Genomic DNA, 17,127 nt, shown 5'->3' on the forward strand with positions numbered 1-17,127 from the left:
GGAGCATTGATGAGAGACCATGAGTTGCAGTATTTCGAGGAGATATTGCTGACGCGAAAAGCTCAGATTATCAAAAATCTTACCGGCGTTGAGAGCGAAATGAATCAATTACGTGAGATGGAACTCAATGATGAAGGTGATTACGCATCTGCCAGCAATGATAATATGGTTGAAAATGCTATCGGTTCACAACAGATGCATGAGCTAGAAGAGATCGAAGCGGCTCTTTATAAAATCAAATCGAAACAATACGGTATTTGTGAAATGTGTGAAGATGATATCGGTTTTCAGCGTTTGAAAGTTAAACCGCATGCAAAATATTGCATCGTGTGTCGTCCAATTGTTGAAAAAAACAAACACTAAAAGGGAGAGAAAATGCAACTAAAACGCTATAGCATCGCATCACTGATTTTAATGATTTTAGTCGCTGCGGCGGTATATTCAATCGATAACGAATCGATTTCATTCGATCTGTTAGGGATGCATTTTCCAAACTTACCGGTTGCGTTTTGGGTAGTTGTTCCTCTCATTATTATGTATTTTGCCAGTTTGTTGCATATGGGTGTTTATGCATTGGTCGGTAACTTCAAACTTCGCCGTTTGAATAAAGATCATGAAAAGATGATCGATGCGCTTCGTGATTCATTATTAGGCGTTCATGAACGTAATTACGTTTATAAAAGTGATGCCTATAAGCTTATGGGCAAATTGATCGACAATGCTCTTATCTTACCTTATGAGACACTTCGCATTATCGGGAATGAAAAAATCGATGAAGCTCTTGAATTGATGCGAAATGTCAAAGAGAAGAAAAAAGTAGATATTAAAAAATTCCATTTGGCAACCACTACCTCAATTATGATCCAAAATAATCTCAACCGTTTTGAACGCGGTGAGATTGATGCCGACAGTATCCTTTCCCGTCCTGAGAGCTATGGTGAAATTGTTTGTGCCAAAGCGTATGAATCGTATGTCAAAACGGCATCGGTCGGATCAATTATGAAGTTTAAACATCTTTTTACAAAAGCTTCTTTGCACGATTTCGTGCAACGTGTCAATGCAAGTGAAAACGGAATCCAAATTTCGAATGAAGATTTGGTTGCACTTATTAGTGCCGTCAAAATGGACGTAAACGATTGGATTGATCTCTCTGCGGCTATGTCTAAAAACATGCTTCCTGAACAACGCATCCGTTTATTTGAAATGTTGAGTGAAAATAACGACGATGCGATGGAAGGGTATTTATACACTCTTTATGATTTGCAAATGATCGATACGGCTAATGAGATACTAAACAATACTGCCCATAATGATTATCAAATCTTCAAAGCGTACCGTGATCTTAAACGTGCTAATAAACACTATGATATTGCTATTTTCCTACGCCGTAGTTGCTAAGTAATTAAAAGGTAGCTTTGCTACCTTTCCTCTTCCAAGGTATTTTTTATGACTCCCAAACTTGATTTCACAAATCCAGTATATGCTCTCGCCCCATTGGCCGGATACACCGATCTGCCGTTTCGCAATGTCGTTAAAAAATTCGGTGCCGATTTGACGGTGAGTGAGATGATTAGCTCCAATGCCCTCGCATACGGTTCAGCTAAAACGATTCGTATGTTGGAGAAAAGCCCCAATGAAGATCCCTATTCGGTTCAAATTGCCGGAGCAGAAGAAGATATAGTTCGCCGCGCCGTGGAAGTACTCAATAGCGTAGATGACATCGATATTATCGATCTTAATTGCGGATGCCCCGTCCCTAAAATCGTTTGTCACGGATCGGGAAGCGCACTTCTCAACGATTTACCCCGTATGGCACGCATTATCGAGATGATCAAAAAGAGTTCCAACAAATCAACCCTCAGCGTCAAAATTCGTTTGGGATTTGAGTCGAAAAACCATATCGAGATTGCCAAGCTCGTCGAATCATGCGGTGCCGATTTCCTTGCCGTTCACGGGCGCACCCGTGCGGGGAAATTTAAAGCTCCCGTCGATTATGACGCTATCGGAGAGATCAAAGCCGCTATCGGTATTCCTGTGATTGCCAACGGTGATATTGACTCTTTTGAGAAGGCGCAATGGGTACTGGAGCATACGAAAGCGGACGGTGTTATGATCGGTCGCGGAGCGGTGGGCGCACCGTGGATTTTCCATCAGCTCAAAACCGGCAGTGCTACGGTCGATTTGATGGTTAAACATGCAATCATAATGGAGCATTTGGACGGTATGGTGAGTTGTTACGGGGCTCGCGGTGTGGTGACGTTCCGTAAGCACGTTCATACCTATTCAAAAGGGTATGAAGGGGCATCGGCATTGCGTGATCTCGTCAACCGTATCGATGATCCCGTCCACTTCCGCGCTGTGGTTGATGAATTTTTTCTCACCCATCGACAGATCAGTGAAGGATTCAAAGCTTCCGATATGAAGTGCGAGTGTTAATCAAATATTTCTTTTATATAAAATTTACGTAATTTAAGTATGCTTATCTAAAATTAGAAGGATACCCTATGCGTTTGTTGCTACTCTTGAGCTTAATTCCCCTCTATGTATTCTCCGCATCGATGCCGGATAAGGCACTCTTTTTGCAAGGGCAAATCGATCAGGGAATCATTTTGGCGCACGGTAAAGGGATGGATCCTGATTTTAAAGTAGTAAAACCTTTACGGTTAGCCCTCAATAAAGATTTGGGGTTTCACACTTTATCGTTACAAATGCCCAATCAATATGAAGTATATGAAGATTATGAGAAGGAACAGACAAAAGTCGATGCCATGATCGATCAATCAATCGCTTTTTTACAGAGTAAAGGGGTAAAAACGATTTATTTGATGGGACATTCTTTGGGTGCAGGGATGATGAGTAGCTATTTGGTCTCTCATCCAAATGCACCGATCAAAGGGTATATTGCAATCGGGTGTCGAGGGAATAAGAGTAAACTGATTTCGTGTACCGATAATATGCCGAAAATAAAGATCAAAACATTAGATATCTGGGGCAGAGACAATGGTGAAGATGAAAGTTTTGCCACACTACGTTTACCGCTTATCGGGGAACATTACCGACAATACGGTGTCGAAGGTGCTAACCATGTTTTAGACGGGTCAATGGAGTTTGTTATTGAAGAGATCGAAGGGTGGTTGGCACCCTAAGTTATCAATGGTGATGATGAAACTCTAATACCTCTTTGATCTCTTCGGGGGTTGCTTCATGAATATCTAAAACCGTCCCCTCGAAAACGAGATCCATCCCTGCGAGAGGATGATTTCCATCGAGTGTCGCATGATCGCCGTCGATTTCGGTGACGGTATAGATGATGACATCCTCAGAATCCTCTTCGAAATATCCGTCCAATTCCATTCCGACACTTACTTCTAACGGCAGTTCACTCAGTGCTTCTGTGACCACTAACGAAGGGTCATAGATCCCGAATGCTTTGTCGGCGGATAGCTCGATTTTAAAAGCTTCTCCGATGCTTTTCCCTTCTAATGCTTTTTCTACGGTTGGGAAAATGTGACCGTAATTACCGTGGAGATACACAAGTGATTCTTCCTCTTCATGGAGAAGATTTCCTTCTGTGTCATTGATATGATAATCGAGGGTGACGATACAGTCTTTTGTGATGGTCATGTGGTTCCTTAGGGGAGTGGAATAAGAATAGGGTTGAATGCTTTGGTCGAGATTATAGCGTGTTCTCCCATTCTCAGCTCTGAAGCTTCGCTTGCGCTTAGAACTGTGCGGACGATGGAAGCGCCGACAAGCAGTGTAACAATCACAGCAGGGAAATCTTCTTCGATTTTGAGCACCTCACCGATAAGCTGAAGTTTACCGCTGAGGGTTTGCGGACTGAAAAACTCCATCGGTGGACATACGCGTTCTATCCGTCCCGATACTACCGATGCGAGACGGTCGGAGAGTTTTACCGTTTCGGCAATATCGTGGCTCACAAGCAAGGTTGTCACCCCTAAGCGGGAGTGAATAAGGGCGAGTTCGTTTTGCAATTTCGTACGCATCGCGGGATCGAGGGCTGAGAGCGGTTCATCAAGAAGTAAAATCTTCGGACGACGTACCAATGCACGGGCAAGTGCAACACGTTGTCTTTGTCCTCCCGAGAGGGTATCGGGACGGCGCTCTGCAAGCTGGGAGAGTTCAACAAGTTCGATCAGTTCATCGACACCTTTGCGTTGTTCAGTATTCTCGGCCGCAAAAAGGAGGTTCTCCCGAACGCTCATACTCGGGAAGAGGGCGTAGTCTTGGAAAACAAATCCGATGCTTCGGCGCTGTGGCGGAAGATTAATCTTTTTTTCCGAGTCAAACCATACTTCACCGTCTACTTCTATTCTACCGCTGTTGGGCTGCTCTAGCCCTGCGATAAGACGTAGCAGGGTTGTTTTTCCCGCCCCCGAAGAGCCGAAAAGGGTAAGGAACTCCCCATCGTTAATATTCAACTCATAAACGGCTTCTAAGGGCCCCTCAGCGGTATTGAGACGTTTGGTAATATTAACTGCTATCATCGAATCCCTCCGAGTGATTTTTTATTGAGGGTATAGACGATGAGCAATATCGCAAACGTCACGACAAAGAGGGTGAGGGCATATTGATGCGCTAAGGCATAGTTGAGCGACTCGACTTCGTCGTAGATGGCGATGGATGCGACGCGCGTTTCATCGGGGATATTTCCCCCGATCATCAATATTACCCCAAACTCGCCGACGGTGTGGGCGAACGCAAGGACGATACCTGAGATAAGACCGTGACGGATGGTGGGGAGGATAACCCGCACCATCGTCTCCACTTTCGATTTACCGAGGGTATAGGAAGCTTCAAAGATCGAGAGGGGAACTTGGGAGAGTGCGGATTGGATCGGGTGCACCATAAACGGGAGGCTAAAGAGGACGGAGCCGATCACCAATCCCTCGAAACTGAAGGCCAAACGGAGTCCGTGCTCGGTTAAAAAGCTCCCGAGTGCGGAGGCAGGGCTAAATGCAAGGAGGAGATAAAACCCCAATACCGAAGGAGGCAAGACGAGGGGCATACTAACGATGGTTTCAATGATACTTTTAAACCGCATTTTGGAGAAGACTAAAAATGACGCAAGGGGGATTCCGATGGCTAAAAGTATTACAGTGGTGATGGCGGCGAGTTTAAATGTGAGCGCCATTGTGCTTAAAAATTCAGATTCCATCGTGACCTCGCAGGAGTGATATTTCAGAGGGTTGTACCATCCAGCACACTTCATCGTCATTACGTATCGTGAGGGTATTAAACGTTAGTGTAGGGACTAACGCAACGAGGTTCATCTCATGATAGGCGAGGGTGATTTGGGAGAGGACTAGACCTTGCTCAATCTTTTGCACGGTTGCACGATGTACATTGGCCGTACTTGAGGAGAGTTCTTTTGAGAGGATCACTTCGGTCTCTTTGAAAGCTAGTGTGAGCGGTGTCCCGATCTCATCATGGCACTGTTCGGCGAGGAGGAGGTGAAAGTTATCTTCCCCTACGGCGACGGTGAGGATGCTGAGGTGCTCGGAGGCGGTGATGGCTGTTAGGGTGGCAGGGAGGATGTTCATAACGGTTCAATTCTCACTTTTATATCGGCAGGTTGTGCGTTGTAGGGCGATGAGGTGACGATCATATCGACTCCCGTAGCCGCGTATTCGGCAATGTTTTTAGCACTGATTCCCCCCGTGGCGATGAGGGTGATATGGGGATAATCGGTGCGGAGGATACGGACAGCATCGGAGAGCTTGCTGAGGGAAAATTTTTCGAGTTGGAGGATGTCAGCTCCTAGGAGAGCAAATTTTAATGCTTGGGCGATATCTTCGGCTTCCATTACAATTTTTTTCTCAGGATTAGATTTTTTGGCACGGTTTAGCACTTCCGCAAATGCTTCATCATGCGGGAAAAATACCCGATGATACTCAAATACGAGGATAGATTCAGAGAGTCCCAAACGATGTGCGACACCACCTCCCGATTCAACCGCTTTGATCGCGATTTTTTTCGTAAACGGGGTTGTTTTTCGGGTAGTGGCAACCACTATATCAGGATTGATACTTCGAGCTAATAACACCGCTTCACGGGTATAGGTAGCGATTCCGCTTGCATAATCGAGGAGGTTTTGAACCGATTTCCAGATACGGTGGATATTACCCGCTTCACCGTGTGCTTCAAGAAAGACACTTTTGGGCGGAACCAAAGTTCCCGATTTAACAAAACCGTCGATTTCTAATCCGTACAGTCCGCACAGACGTACCGCTTCTTCCATGCACGCCGTGACGAGAGGGCGCTCACGGGTAGAGAAGGTGATACGGGCGCGTTGATCGGTGATTCCTAATGATGCGGTTGTTAGATCGCCGTAGGGGACATCTTCACCTAGCAAGGCTTCAAGCTCAGAATCGTTAAGGGTAATCATTTTGATGTCTCCCATCCGATAAATGCCCAGTTAACGGCACGAGGAGGGCGGTTTTGGGCTATAACGATCTCACGGTAGTATTGACGCGCTTTGTGCTGTTGCTCTTCGTCCAAGGTGTGGACGCTCCAAATCAGCGATTCGACAAACTCATCCTCCGAATTTGCACGGACGCTTCCTCGACCCGTTTCGATGTAATCGACGCGAGGGAGGTAACCGTGTGAGTAGAGGATGATCGGGATGTACCAGTAGTCGGGTTTGGTTTTCACTTTTTTACCGATGTAATCGAGTATGTTCATATCGACGAAACTTCCCCCCACTTTGTAGGTGAGATAGCATGCTTTAGCCGCGTGTGCGGACATTTTAGTGAGGGCGGCTTCGACATCGGAAACTTCCATGGAGCGTGACGCGACAACGATGTCAGCTTGAGGCAGTCCACTCCAATCATCGTCCCATCCGATATGATATGTTTTAATATTAGTAACACCCTCGCGCGCGGCATAGGCTTTTAACTCCTCGAGCATCTGCGCGGAGAAGTCGATGGCAATTACCTCTTTGACCCGTTTAGCCAAGGGAATTGCCAACGTTCCCGGCCCGCATCCGATATCGAGGACCACTTCACCACCGATGAGATTCATTCGAGAGATAAAATCTTCCACATAGGGGCTGTTAATGACGGATGCCGCCATATCGGCGGACTTTTCATCCCAATCACTGCTCGTTTTACCTTTGAAATCGGTAGTAGCTTTATGCTCGCGGTACATCGCAGGAAAATTGATCGGTTCTAAAAACATGGGTATCCTTCAAAAGTATTAAATTGTATCATAATTGATTTAACGATTTGCTCTATTACCTCCCCTGCGGGGAGATAAATAATAGATTAAAATTTATAGCCTATATTTGTAAAGAACTCTCGTCCTGCTACAGGAAATCCTAAATCATATTGAATGAGTTTATCCGTCAGATTTTTTACACCTATTTCTGCTGAAATGGCCGTGGAGACTTTGTATGCCATTTTGAGATCAAACGTTGTAAAGGTTGAACTGATAACATAAGAACTGTCTGTAATCTGGTCATACGCTCCTTTACGGAATTTCATATCTCCATAAAGTGAAATTCCTGAGCCGAGTTCAGTTTGAGCGTAGGCAAATATCTGATGTCTAGGGACATCGGTACGTTTAATACTCTCATTGGTTTTGTTTTTCACATTAACATAAGCGTAATTTCCACCTGCCTCTAGAAAGTCTGATTTATAGTTTAACTCTGCTTCAATACCACGGTGATCAAAACTACCGACATTTTGATTTTGTTGTAATCCCGTCGCTACATGTGTAACGCTTTGGATAGCATCATCGACTCTGGTAAAGTAACCGTTAAGGCGTGCAGAAACGGATCCAAGTTGTTTTTGATAGCTTAGCTCATAATGGGTAGCAACTTCATTTTCGAGTTCTGGGTTGGGAACCGACGTTCCGAGTCTGCGCGAGTAGCGATCTTTCATAGACGGCATATAGGTTTTTTGGGAGATACTGGCACGAATTTTTGAGGTTGTATCCGGTGAAAAAATTAATGCTGCTTGCGGGTTATACGCACTTTGGGTTTCGAGTGCGAGCATATTGAGATAAGCGGTATTGGTGTCATATATTTTATCGGCTTCACGACGATCGTAACTTACTCCACCAAGAATTTGCCACTGTGAATTGAGGGTGTAGGTATCTTCGATACCTAATGAAATCGTATGGTCTTCATAGTTCTCACTCATCGTTTCCGCATCCGTTGTTTTGCTAATATCATACCCTTTATGTCCGTCCTTTTTATAATTTGCGGCAGTAGTGAGAAAATGCTTATCCCATTCGACACCGTATTCAAGACGTGCTCCGGCACTGTAATCATCGTATCTGGATTTAAAGCTTGCACCACCGGTGAAGGTTTGATAATTTGCATTGTTGTAGTTGTATAGCGAATTTTGGAAGTTGTCATAATAGGCGAGTGCTTTGAGGTAGCTGTTTCCAAAGTTTTTTTGTCCTGTTATAAATAACGATTCTTTGTCCCAATACGGCCAATCCCAGTATCGTACTGTGTTATATGCACCATTTGTACTAGGTGGTTGTTGCTTTTGTCCGTTTTGATTGGAATACCCGATAGCTATTTCACTACCATCATCGGCAATGTATCCTGTTTTAAAACTTACTTTGTAATCTTCTGCTTCAGAGCGTAAACGATTCCCTTCCGGTTGTGATGCTGAGGGTGTGTAGTCATCACTAAGACGAAAATGATTTTGATCGCTATAAACGGCTCCGAGTTGTGCGTAGAGGTGATCTTGACGTGTACCGACATTGATGGATGCAATGCGGCGAGAGAGATCGCCGTCACTGTCCAACACCATACCGGCTTTCATTTCACCTTCAAGTGCTTTAGTAGGACGTTTGGAGATGATATTGATGACACCTCCCATTGTATTGGCACCGTAGGCGATGGACGAGTACCCTTTGGCAACGTCGATTTGGGCTATATCGCTGGTAAGAAAACGGTCATAGTCGAAATTTCCATCATACGGGACATAGACGGGGATACCGTCAATAAAGACTCCGACACGTTTCGCATCATGTCCGCGAATACTTACGGTAGTTTCGTTACGGGCTCCCATCATCCCTAAACTGATACCGCTGATATTATCTAAAGCATCAGCTACTGTTTCACTGTTTTGTTGTTCAATAGTTTCTGAACTCATGGTTTGTTCAAATGGATTTTCATTGATTGGAGTATCAAGAACATTGATTTGTCCCAACGTAAAAGTATCGGCCAGTACCGCTGAAGCAGCCAGCGATAGAAGTAATACGTGTTTCTTCATGTTTTTTCCTTAAGTTTAAATGTAGGGTCTAATCTGTGTATTGAAGACACAGAGCATTTCGCGATTCTGTAGTGAATCGGCAGATGAGGGTTTAAGAACAAGATGGACGTTTGGAAGCTCCTTTTGGATGATTTTAATACTCTCAAGACACTCGGAGGAGGTTCCGATGATGCCGTTGTCGAAAAATTTTTGACCGTCGAAGAAAGCTTCACGCTCACGAAGTAAGAGGGAATAATTTTCCTGGTCAAAATGAGGTTGAGATTGCTCTGCTTGAACGGCACGCATACATTTAACAAAATGATCGATTCCGGGGATAGCGCCGTGGTGTGCTTCCGTAGTCGTTGAAGCAACGTAAAAAACCCGCATGAGTACCATTTCAGGATCGTGTCCTGCAATGGAGCGGTAGAAATTATTAGCTTCGACGCATTCATGAAGTGTCGCCCCTTGAGACATTAGTAAGCCATATCCCTTTTGTGCGGCAAATGCGATGCTCTCTTCCGAGGAGAAGGTGGCTACATAAAAAGGGATTTCATCTTGGATAGGGAGAGGTGTTATAAGCGCTTGATCGATTTGAACAAATTCTCCGTGATACGTAGTCGGTTTTCCATGAAGTAGCAGATCGACGGCTTCTACCGTCTCAAACATAACGGTTCTTAACTCTTCTCTAGAACGTACGAAATGGCGGGTATCGGGGGCAAATCCCCCTTTGGCAAAGCCTGCATTGACCCGTCCTCTTGTGAGGTTATCGAGCATGGCGATACTCTCAGCCAGACGGACAGGATGGTAAAACGGGGCGAGGAAACCTGCCGTTCCCAGTCGGATACATCCGGTACGTGCGGCAGCATAAGCGATCATTAGAGCAGGATCGGGAATGACGCTGAAATTGTTGAAATGATGTTCGCCGAACCATGCTTCATCAAATCCGAGTTGATCCGCTAGTTCGACGAGACGGAGCTGTTCCATAATACACTCTTGAATATCACCGGAGTAATTTTCACTCAGGCAAAATAATCCTATTTTCATTTTATATCCTTTTTGATATAACGATAACTAAAAAACTCTTTTATCCACGATAGGCAGGGAAAAATAGCTTTTCAAACCGTTTTTTTTCCTGATCTACCGGGGCGATTAAATCGGGGTAAAATACATGAATGAGCCAGCGAATTCCCATCAGTCGCATAAAGGAGGGAGGACGGCTGATATAGTTAAACGGTACTGTCGGTACTATTAGAATTTTCCCTGAGTGGATTGCGCGGAGTGATTTCCATTTCGGATTGGTTGCAATACTATCAGCAAAGCTTTTTTCCATGGCAATAATAACATCGGGATTAGAGAGAAGGATGGTTTCCATAGGGATCTTCTCCATACCGTAGTTCGAGGAACTTTTACAGTCGATAGCATTTTTAGCTCCGGCGTAGGTAAAAGGTTCAAGATGAAACGATCCTTCGCATTCGCTCGACATCCCATCTAACCCTTCTGCGAAGTAATAGCGTATCTCTTTGCGGGCATTGACTTTGCTCTGAAGCGATTTAATCAGTCCCAGTGTTTCACGAGTATAGGCGATAAGTTCAGTGGAACGTTTCGTATTGCCGGTGAGTCTTCCAAGAAGGTCGAATTGCCCTACAAGGTCGTTAATCGATTCATTACGCACCATTAGTACGGGGATACCGAGCGCACTGAATTTATTGAGGTGGGTTTCGGCTCCCGTAGCTTTGCCCCACATAAGGATCACATCGGGTTTGAGCGAAGCCAAGATTTCGAAATTCGGGGTATTTCCCTGACCGAAATATCCTCCTACCACCGGACGTGATGCGGCAATACCGACGTAGGGCTTTTGATCAGGTCTAAGCGGAGAATTGAGCCCTGCGACGAGAGTGGAATCAAACGCGAGAAGACTCATCGTCAGAGGCGGTGAAGCGGCATAGATTTTAGTGATCTTCTCCGGAACAGTGACGACTCTTCCATAATCGTCGGTGATCGTTCGCGCATGTCCGTTAATAAGCAATACGATAACAAGTATTAGGAGAGTTTTCATCGGATTCCTTTTGTAGGTGAGGGGATACACCATGTACGGGTATTATGGGTGATGAGGTCGGCTTCAATGCCGTATACTTCACGGATCCTATTCGAGGTAATAACCTCTTCGGGGAGGCCGTTCGCGATAATACGACCTTCGTTCATCACGACGACACGACTGGAGACCATGAGGGCGTGATCGGGATAATGGGTCGTTTTGAGAAAGGTGTAGCCTTGATTTGCCAAATCTGAGATGAGTTCAAGCAGGCGGATTTGGTTGCCGTAATCCAGACCCGATACGGGTTCATCCATGATAAAAGTATTGACCTCTTGGGTGAGGGCTCGGGCGAGAAGTACCATCTGTTTTTGTCCGCCGCTGAGATGACCGAACGGACGTGATGCGAGGTCATCAATCCCGATACGTCGGAGTGATTCGTGCGCAACTTCTGCATCTTTCGCGGAGGGGGAAGCGAAAAATCCGTGTTTTGCAACCCTTCCCATCATTACCATCTCCAATACGGAATAGTTGAAAGGGACATTATTGTATTGGGGGATATAGGCGATATGCTTTGCAATTTCACGGTGGGAATAGCGGTGCAGTGTTTTATTCTCCAGCCATATCTCCCCCTGATGAGGCTGAATCAGTTTTAGGATGAGGCGAATAAGTGTACTTTTTCCGCATCCGTTCGGTCCGAGCAAGCTTACAACCTCGCCACGGTTAAGGTTAAAAACAATTCCATTCAAAACAGAATGTTTGGGGTAGGAAAAGTGGAGATCGTTAACGGTAATAATATTCTTTAGTTCCATGCTGCCCTCGCATTTTTTAGTACGATAATAAAGACGGGGATACCGATGAGAGAGGTGAGGATCCCGATAGGGATTTCGACGCTGAGTGCCAATCGGGAGATCGTGTCCGCCAATAACAAAAAGATAGCCCCTACAATCGCGGAGAGGGGGATCAGTAATCGATGCGACGGCCCCACCGCCATACGGATGATATGGGGGATAATCAGTCCGACCCATCCGATCATCCCTGCCATGACGACGGAGAGGGAACTGGCTAATGTCGCGAGGAGAATGGCGAGAAACCGGATCAGGGGAACGTTGACGCCCAATGCTTTGGCCTCTTCATCTCCGAGACTGAGAAGGTCGAAGTATTTAGAGAGGGCAATCATCCCCAATATACTCAAAATCATTGGAATGCTGACGAGTAATACACCGTGTAAATCACCCATTGTCAAACTTCCCATCAGCCAATAAACGATGGCGGGGAGGGTGCTGTAGGGATCGGCAACGTATTTAATAACAGAGAGCAGCGCGGTAAAGAGCGAACCGCTGATGACACCGCCGAGAACGAGCATGATGGTGGAACGCGAGTTACTCACCATCCCCCCTATTAATACGGCTACACCGACGGCGACAAATCCGAAAAGAAAAGCAAGTGCTTGGACAACATACCATTGTTCCGATAGGAGCATCCCCAGCGCCGCACCGAAGGATGCACCGGCGAGGACACCTAGAATACCGGGTGAGACGAGAGGATTCACGAACATAGCCTGAAACGCCGCTCCCGAAACGGCTAACGATGCACCGATCAAGATAGCAAGGAGTACGCGCGGTAAACGGATCTGCAAAATGATATTATCGAGGAGCGTATAGGTATCGTTTTCTGCTCCTCCGAGCAGCTTGAACTCAATGTACCCCATAAAGGTAGGAAAATCGATAGGGTACTGCCCCCAAAGGAGCGATACGATAGTGATCAGTAGGAGTAGTGCAAGCGATACTGAAACGATGCCGAAACTCTTGATGTTCAGCATCTTAGAACTTTAGGTTTAAACTGCCGTAAACTCCGAGAGGAGCTCCGGTTTGGTACGTACTTGCCGTAGTTGAGGCAGCCAAGAAATTATCGGTGGCGTTGATCGTCGCGATGTATTTCTCATCCGTTAGATTGGTCGCGGTAAGTCGGAACAGGGCATTGCGTGAACCCATAAACTGTGCCATACGGTAAGCTATATCAAAATCTACCAAAGTATAGTCATCGATTTTTTGGGTATTTTGAACATCTCCGTAGCGACTGGAAGTGTAGCGTGCGCTAGGGGTGAGCGTCCAATCCCCTACGTGGTAGGAGAGGGCGGCTTTCGCCATATATTTCGGTGCATCTGGGAGTTGTTTACCGTCGGTATCGACCGTGGTAGCCGCGCCGCTTTGGAAGTTTTGGGTAAAACTGTAGCGGTTATAAGAGAGCGCGAGTAGAACTTCGAGTTGTTCGCTGATTGGGCCATAGGCTGAAAATTCCGCTCCGTAGCCGAGCGCATCGCCGATATTGGCGGGGTAGCTAACCCCATACGTGGGATCATAGATATTGGCTTGTTTGTTTTGGACGAAGGAGACGAACAGACTCGGATTGAGGGTAAGAGAGCCTACCGTTGTTTTAACGCCTACATCGATGTTATCGGAGAGTTCGAGATCAAGCTTATCCCACAACTGCTGGAGGGTGACGTTTTTGCTCACGAAATTGGCTCGGTTGGAGACATAAGTCGGAAAGAGATTAACATCAAATCCGTACGTACGCGAGTAATCGAGATAAAGGGCGGTTGAGGGTGAGAGACTGTATCCTAAATAGAGAGAAGGGATATAGGTATAGAATGTTTTAGCATCGACGCTTGCCCAAGGATCCACTGCGGTTGCGGCGATGGCGGCATCATAATCAGAGCTGGTTGCGGCACTGCTGCTCGCGGTATGGCTTTGGAGGGAGCCGATTTTAAAGGATTGATATTGAACCCCTGCTACGTAGTTAAAGTTACTGAGTGTACCGCTAACCTGTGCAAACGGGGCTTGTAAAACATGATAATCATTGTCGGCGAGGACGCTGTATCCGTCAAATACTAAAGCGCCGTTGACAACTTTGTATTTTTCCTGATCGCTTGGAGGCCCGGGAGGGAGCTGTTTGTGATACCAGTATCCGATCTTGGTTTTGAGTGCTTCGGAGAAGGTGTGCTCATATGCGGCAGTAGCTCCATAGAGATCGTGGTCTATTTGCCAATTAATGACGCGGTTTTTACTGGTATTGCCATCGCTACTGACGTTGGAATACCAGTAGTCTCCTTTGTCTTTTTTATAATAGGGTTTGATCGTGATCGTATCATTCGATGTCGGCTTATACTCAATTTCTCCCATGAGCGCAGTAGTATCAAAATTTTGTTTATTCCAGTCGTAGTAGTTGACATCATTGGAAGCGGTCGGTTTCGCGGTCGCAAAATCTTTGTTGAAATTCGCCCCTAAATCACTTGCTTCAGCAAAAGAGAGGTTATAGTAGTTGTGGTGGTCGTCTGAATTGCGAATAGCGGTGATTTTGGCTTTAAATGCATTATTTGGTGTATAGGTAAGCCCGAGGGTACCGTTAAGCCGTTTAAGGTCACCATCCCCTTTTGTTTTATCATTGGTAAGGTATGAAAATGAACCGAATACGGCGACATCACCGAGTTTACCTGAATCGAAGCGGACAAAGGAGCGCATAAAATCATCACTTCCGAAGCTTTGCGATACTTCAGCTCCCGATTTAGAACGGGCGGATAGGAGATTCATATCGACTTTACCGATCAAGCTGGAAAAGCCGAGATTTTTATCGATAGGGAGATACCCTTTGAGCAGATCGATGGAGCTGACGTTCTCCATATCCATAAGCTGTTTGCCGCCACCGGGATTACTGGAAATCGGCATTCCGTCAATCATATAGACTCCGCCGGGGCCTGATTGGCTTTTTCCGCGAATACGGATCGGATCGTGGTAGGAGGGTTCGTTTGAACCTGCCTGATCGACAGGGGTAAAATTAACCGAGGGTGAGTAGGCGATAACGCTATAGGGGTTCATGTTCGCCTGAGTAGAGAGGGTAGCGATGCTTTTAACTCCGAACGTCTGATTGGAACCGCTGAGATTGGAATCGGCAATCATGGTATCGCCATCATCGATGAGGTCATTGACGACGATACGCTCAATCCCGAGAGGATCAGCGGCGAGAACTGCACACGCAGCAAGAGAGAGGATAAGAACGGATGGTTTCATTATTGGGCTCCTAGTAGGTTTTTCGTTTGTTGGTCGTTTAGCTTGACGTGTAAGAAAAGATCATAAAATTCTTTGGTTCGTTGAGGAAGATTGACCTTATACTCTTTGGGGTGGAAGAGCTGTGCCAACCACTGAATTCCGATAACCCGCATAAATGAGGGCGGTCGGTCAATCCAGTTAAAGGGTTGTACGGGAACGAGATGTATCCGATCTGTTTTCACGGCACGGAGATTTTGCCACATCGGATCGTTGATGAGGTCGTTGTAGACTGAGCGATTCTGTACGATAATGACCTCAGGGTTGTAATTTAGAAGCGTTTCAAAGCTGATTTTCTCTAGTCCCAATATCCCGCTTTGTTGACATTTATGGACATTTTCACCGCCAGCAAAATTCATCGCTTCGACATGAAACGACTTATCACATTCGGTAGAGAGACCATCAATCCCTTCAGCATAGTAATAACGGATCGGTTTAGCTTTTGAGACATTTTTATGAACTTCGCTGATAATCTTTTGAGAGTAGGATGCGAGAACTTCCCCCCGTTTGGATTCACCGATGGCATTGCCCGCGAGACGAAATGCGCGGGACATATCGCTGATCTCACGAAACGGAATCATAAAAGAGGGTATTTTCGTTTTTTCGATCTCTTTCGCTACGGTCTGAACCAACATATCGTCTTGCCATACCAATACCAGTTGGGGTTTATACGCCATCAGAGTTTCAAGATTGATATTCTGTCCTCCACCGTGAAATGATCCGATGAGTGGGAGTGAGAGAAACTTTTTACTCAAAAATATCTCATCTGCACTGTTATTGCCATTTTTTGCTTTGAAATTGAGTCCGATCATTTTGTCGGGATTCAGGGTATAGAGGAGATAGTTCATCGGCGGAGAAGAACCGAAAACACGATCGGTCTGATCGGGGAGAGTAACCGTTTTTCCATCGATATCGTTCAGGGTTTTAGCGTTTAGCGTTAAACTGATGAACATTATAAGGAATGCATTCAGTAAAAGATTCATAGTGGCTCCTTTAGGATTTATGTAAAGTAAATGCGATAGGGATACTCAATTCAAAGGTTTTACCCAATGCCGGGTAATCACCACTGAGGCTGAGAATCGTCTGGATTGCTTTGGTATCGAGCAGATTACTGCCGCTGGTTGATTTGACGTGGGCGGTTTCAACGGTACCGTCGGGTTTGAGGACAAAGCTTACCAATACCACACCCTCCAGTCGCAATTTCCGAGCGATTGAGGGGTAGGTGATAGCATTTTCGATCATAGCTCGTATATGCCCCAACGCCGCACCGCCGAGTTCATTTCCTGTAATAGAAGGTTTTGGTAATTCGTGTAAAGGTGCAGAAGGTGTTGCTAGAGGAGAATCAATGCTTGTATTCGGCGGAGTCGAAGCCGACGTTGCAGCATGAGCTAGGGGCGCTGACGCCTCTGGAGAGACCGAAGGAGTTGGTAACGGTCTCTCCAAAGATGTCTTAGTCGTAGGAGATAATGGAGTTTTTTTTACCTTTAGAGGGTCTCTTTTTGCGGTGGGAAGGAGGGTATCTTTGGATAATGATTCTAAACGATTGATATCGCCGGATGCCGAATCCAATTGTGCTAAGGAAATCACTACGCTGTGTTCGGATTGCGGAAGTGGGATCGGATGGCTTGAGGTAAGATACGTTACGGCAGCCAAAAGGGAAGCATGAACCCCAAAAGATGCGGCGAATGACTTACTTTTTGTAAAATGATTTTCTTTATGTATCTTTTTAGATATAACGGTAGGGTTTAAAAAATACATC

18 protein-coding genes are annotated in these 17,127 nt (G+C 45.7%); 4 read left to right on the forward strand and 14 right to left on the reverse strand.

The window, feature by feature from the left end:
- The first annotated feature begins 9 nt into the window (after positions 1-9).
- The 4 genes from dksA (at position 10) to RMO68_RS06880 (ending at position 3,146) form a co-directional block, all read left to right on the forward strand.
- Positions 10-363 (forward strand): RNA polymerase-binding protein DksA, encoded by a 354-nt coding sequence (dksA, locus tag RMO68_RS06865; RefSeq protein WP_015653385.1) that lies wholly within the window; start codon positions 10-12, stop codon positions 361-363.
- A 12-nt stretch (positions 364-375) separates the two neighbouring features.
- Positions 376-1,398 (forward strand): hypothetical protein, encoded by a 1,023-nt coding sequence (locus RMO68_RS06870; RefSeq protein WP_310439987.1) that lies wholly within the window; start codon positions 376-378, stop codon positions 1,396-1,398.
- Between the two features lie 48 nt (positions 1,399-1,446).
- Positions 1,447-2,436 carry a tRNA-dihydrouridine synthase gene (locus RMO68_RS06875; protein WP_310439988.1) on the forward strand — a complete coding sequence of 330 codons (990 nt, stop codon included), beginning with the start codon at positions 1,447-1,449 and terminating at the stop codon, positions 2,434-2,436.
- Positions 2,437-2,504: 68 nt separating this feature from the next.
- A complete protein-coding gene (locus RMO68_RS06880; RefSeq protein WP_310439989.1) occupies positions 2,505-3,146 on the forward strand; it encodes a DUF3530 family protein in 642 nt (213 codons plus the stop codon).
- A 4-nt stretch (positions 3,147-3,150) separates the two neighbouring features.
- Here the strand turns inward: RMO68_RS06880 and RMO68_RS06885 are convergent, their stop codons facing one another.
- The 14 genes from RMO68_RS06885 to RMO68_RS06950 form a co-directional block, all read right to left on the reverse strand.
- Positions 3,151-3,624 carry a peptidylprolyl isomerase gene (locus RMO68_RS06885; RefSeq protein WP_310439990.1) on the reverse strand — a complete coding sequence of 158 codons (474 nt, stop codon included), beginning with the start codon at positions 3,622-3,624 and terminating at the stop codon, positions 3,151-3,153.
- 8 nt (positions 3,625-3,632) lie between these two features.
- A complete protein-coding gene (locus RMO68_RS06890; RefSeq protein WP_310439991.1) occupies positions 3,633-4,508 on the reverse strand; it encodes an ATP-binding cassette domain-containing protein in 876 nt (291 codons plus the stop codon).
- On the reverse strand, positions 4,505-5,179 hold the full coding sequence (modB, locus tag RMO68_RS06895) for a molybdate ABC transporter permease subunit (protein ID WP_310439992.1): 675 nt from the start codon (positions 5,177-5,179) through the stop codon (positions 4,505-4,507). Before modB ends, RMO68_RS06890 begins: the two co-directional genes overlap by 4 nt.
- Positions 5,169-5,564: a hypothetical protein gene (locus tag RMO68_RS06900; RefSeq protein WP_310439993.1), complete on the reverse strand. Its 396-nt coding sequence runs from the start codon at positions 5,562-5,564 to the stop codon at positions 5,169-5,171. Before RMO68_RS06900 ends, modB begins: the two co-directional genes overlap by 11 nt.
- The gene (gene modD / locus RMO68_RS06905) at positions 5,561-6,409 is read right to left on the reverse strand and encodes a ModD protein (RefSeq protein ID WP_310439994.1); all 849 of its coding nucleotides are present in this window, start codon (positions 6,407-6,409) and stop codon (positions 5,561-5,563) included. Before modD ends, RMO68_RS06900 begins: the two co-directional genes overlap by 4 nt.
- On the reverse strand, positions 6,406-7,200 hold the full coding sequence (locus tag RMO68_RS06910) for a class I SAM-dependent methyltransferase (RefSeq protein ID WP_310439995.1): 795 nt from the start codon (positions 7,198-7,200) through the stop codon (positions 6,406-6,408). The genes modD and RMO68_RS06910 overlap by 4 nt, the downstream gene beginning before the upstream one ends.
- An 86-nt stretch (positions 7,201-7,286) precedes the next feature.
- Positions 7,287-9,254, reverse strand: coding sequence for a TonB-dependent receptor (locus RMO68_RS06915; RefSeq protein WP_310439996.1), 1,968 nt, complete (start codon positions 9,252-9,254; stop codon positions 7,287-7,289).
- A gap of 15 nt (positions 9,255-9,269) precedes the next feature.
- A complete protein-coding gene (locus RMO68_RS06920) occupies positions 9,270-10,277 on the reverse strand; it encodes an LLM class flavin-dependent oxidoreductase (protein ID WP_310439997.1) in 1,008 nt (335 codons plus the stop codon).
- Positions 10,278-10,317: 40 nt separating this feature from the next.
- Complete coding sequence (locus RMO68_RS06925) at positions 10,318-11,289, reverse strand: ABC transporter substrate-binding protein (RefSeq protein WP_310439998.1); 972 nt, start codon at positions 11,287-11,289, stop codon at positions 10,318-10,320.
- Positions 11,286-12,077, reverse strand: a complete 792-nt coding sequence (locus RMO68_RS06930; protein ID WP_310439999.1) for an ABC transporter ATP-binding protein — start codon at positions 12,075-12,077, stop codon at positions 11,286-11,288. The genes RMO68_RS06925 and RMO68_RS06930 overlap by 4 nt, the downstream gene beginning before the upstream one ends.
- A complete protein-coding gene (locus RMO68_RS06935; RefSeq protein WP_310440000.1) occupies positions 12,068-13,087 on the reverse strand; it encodes an iron ABC transporter permease in 1,020 nt (339 codons plus the stop codon). The genes RMO68_RS06930 and RMO68_RS06935 overlap by 10 nt, the downstream gene beginning before the upstream one ends.
- 1 nt (position 13,088) lies before the next feature.
- The gene (locus RMO68_RS06940) at positions 13,089-15,332 is read right to left on the reverse strand and encodes a TonB-dependent receptor domain-containing protein (protein WP_310440001.1); all 2,244 of its coding nucleotides are present in this window, start codon (positions 15,330-15,332) and stop codon (positions 13,089-13,091) included.
- Positions 15,332-16,351 (reverse strand): ABC transporter substrate-binding protein, encoded by a 1,020-nt coding sequence (locus RMO68_RS06945; RefSeq protein WP_310440002.1) that lies wholly within the window; start codon positions 16,349-16,351, stop codon positions 15,332-15,334. The genes RMO68_RS06940 and RMO68_RS06945 overlap by 1 nt, the downstream gene beginning before the upstream one ends.
- 10 nt (positions 16,352-16,361) lie before the next feature.
- A complete protein-coding gene (locus RMO68_RS06950; protein WP_310440003.1) occupies positions 16,362-17,126 on the reverse strand; it encodes a TonB family protein in 765 nt (254 codons plus the stop codon).
- Position 17,127 lies beyond the last annotated feature (1 nt).

This window comes from Sulfuricurvum sp. (assembly GCF_031427015.1).
Lineage (GTDB): Bacteria > Campylobacterota > Campylobacteria > Campylobacterales > Sulfurimonadaceae > Sulfuricurvum.

Bases quoted from the DNA above. Each gene is read 5' to 3' on its own strand.
- RMO68_RS06900 (WP_310439993.1), bottom strand. From the start codon at position 5,564: ATGAACATCCTCCCTGCCACCCTAACAGCCATCACCGCCTCCGAGCAC.
- RMO68_RS06920 (WP_310439997.1), bottom strand. From the start codon at position 10,277: ATGAAAATAGGATTATTTTGCCTGAGTGAAAATTACTCCGGTGATATT.
- RMO68_RS06945 (WP_310440002.1), bottom strand. From the start codon at position 16,351: ATGAATCTTTTACTGAATGCATTCCTTATAATGTTCATCAGTTTAACG.
- RMO68_RS06870 (WP_310439987.1), top strand. From the start codon at position 376: ATGCAACTAAAACGCTATAGCATCGCATCACTGATTTTAATGATTTTA.
- RMO68_RS06940 (WP_310440001.1), bottom strand. From the start codon at position 15,332: ATGAAACCATCCGTTCTTATCCTCTCTCTTGCTGCGTGTGCAGTTCTC.
- RMO68_RS06910 (WP_310439995.1), bottom strand. From the start codon at position 7,200: ATGTTTTTAGAACCGATCAATTTTCCTGCGATGTACCGCGAGCATAAA.
- RMO68_RS06935 (WP_310440000.1), bottom strand. From the start codon at position 13,087: ATGCTGAACATCAAGAGTTTCGGCATCGTTTCAGTATCGCTTGCACTA.
- RMO68_RS06880 (WP_310439989.1), top strand. From the start codon at position 2,505: ATGCGTTTGTTGCTACTCTTGAGCTTAATTCCCCTCTATGTATTCTCC.
- RMO68_RS06875 (WP_310439988.1), top strand. From the start codon at position 1,447: ATGACTCCCAAACTTGATTTCACAAATCCAGTATATGCTCTCGCCCCA.
- modD (WP_310439994.1), bottom strand. From the start codon at position 6,409: ATGATTACCCTTAACGATTCTGAGCTTGAAGCCTTGCTAGGTGAAGAT.
- RMO68_RS06950 (WP_310440003.1), bottom strand. From the start codon at position 17,126: ATGTATTTTTTAAACCCTACCGTTATATCTAAAAAGATACATAAAGAA.
- RMO68_RS06915 (WP_310439996.1), bottom strand. From the start codon at position 9,254: ATGAAGAAACACGTATTACTTCTATCGCTGGCTGCTTCAGCGGTACTG.
- RMO68_RS06930 (WP_310439999.1), bottom strand. From the start codon at position 12,077: ATGGAACTAAAGAATATTATTACCGTTAACGATCTCCACTTTTCCTAC.
- dksA (WP_015653385.1), top strand. From the start codon at position 10: ATGAGAGACCATGAGTTGCAGTATTTCGAGGAGATATTGCTGACGCGA.
- RMO68_RS06890 (WP_310439991.1), bottom strand. From the start codon at position 4,508: ATGATAGCAGTTAATATTACCAAACGTCTCAATACCGCTGAGGGGCCC.
- RMO68_RS06885 (WP_310439990.1), bottom strand. From the start codon at position 3,624: ATGACCATCACAAAAGACTGTATCGTCACCCTCGATTATCATATCAAT.
- modB (WP_310439992.1), bottom strand. From the start codon at position 5,179: ATGGAATCTGAATTTTTAAGCACAATGGCGCTCACATTTAAACTCGCC.
- RMO68_RS06925 (WP_310439998.1), bottom strand. From the start codon at position 11,289: ATGAAAACTCTCCTAATACTTGTTATCGTATTGCTTATTAACGGACAT.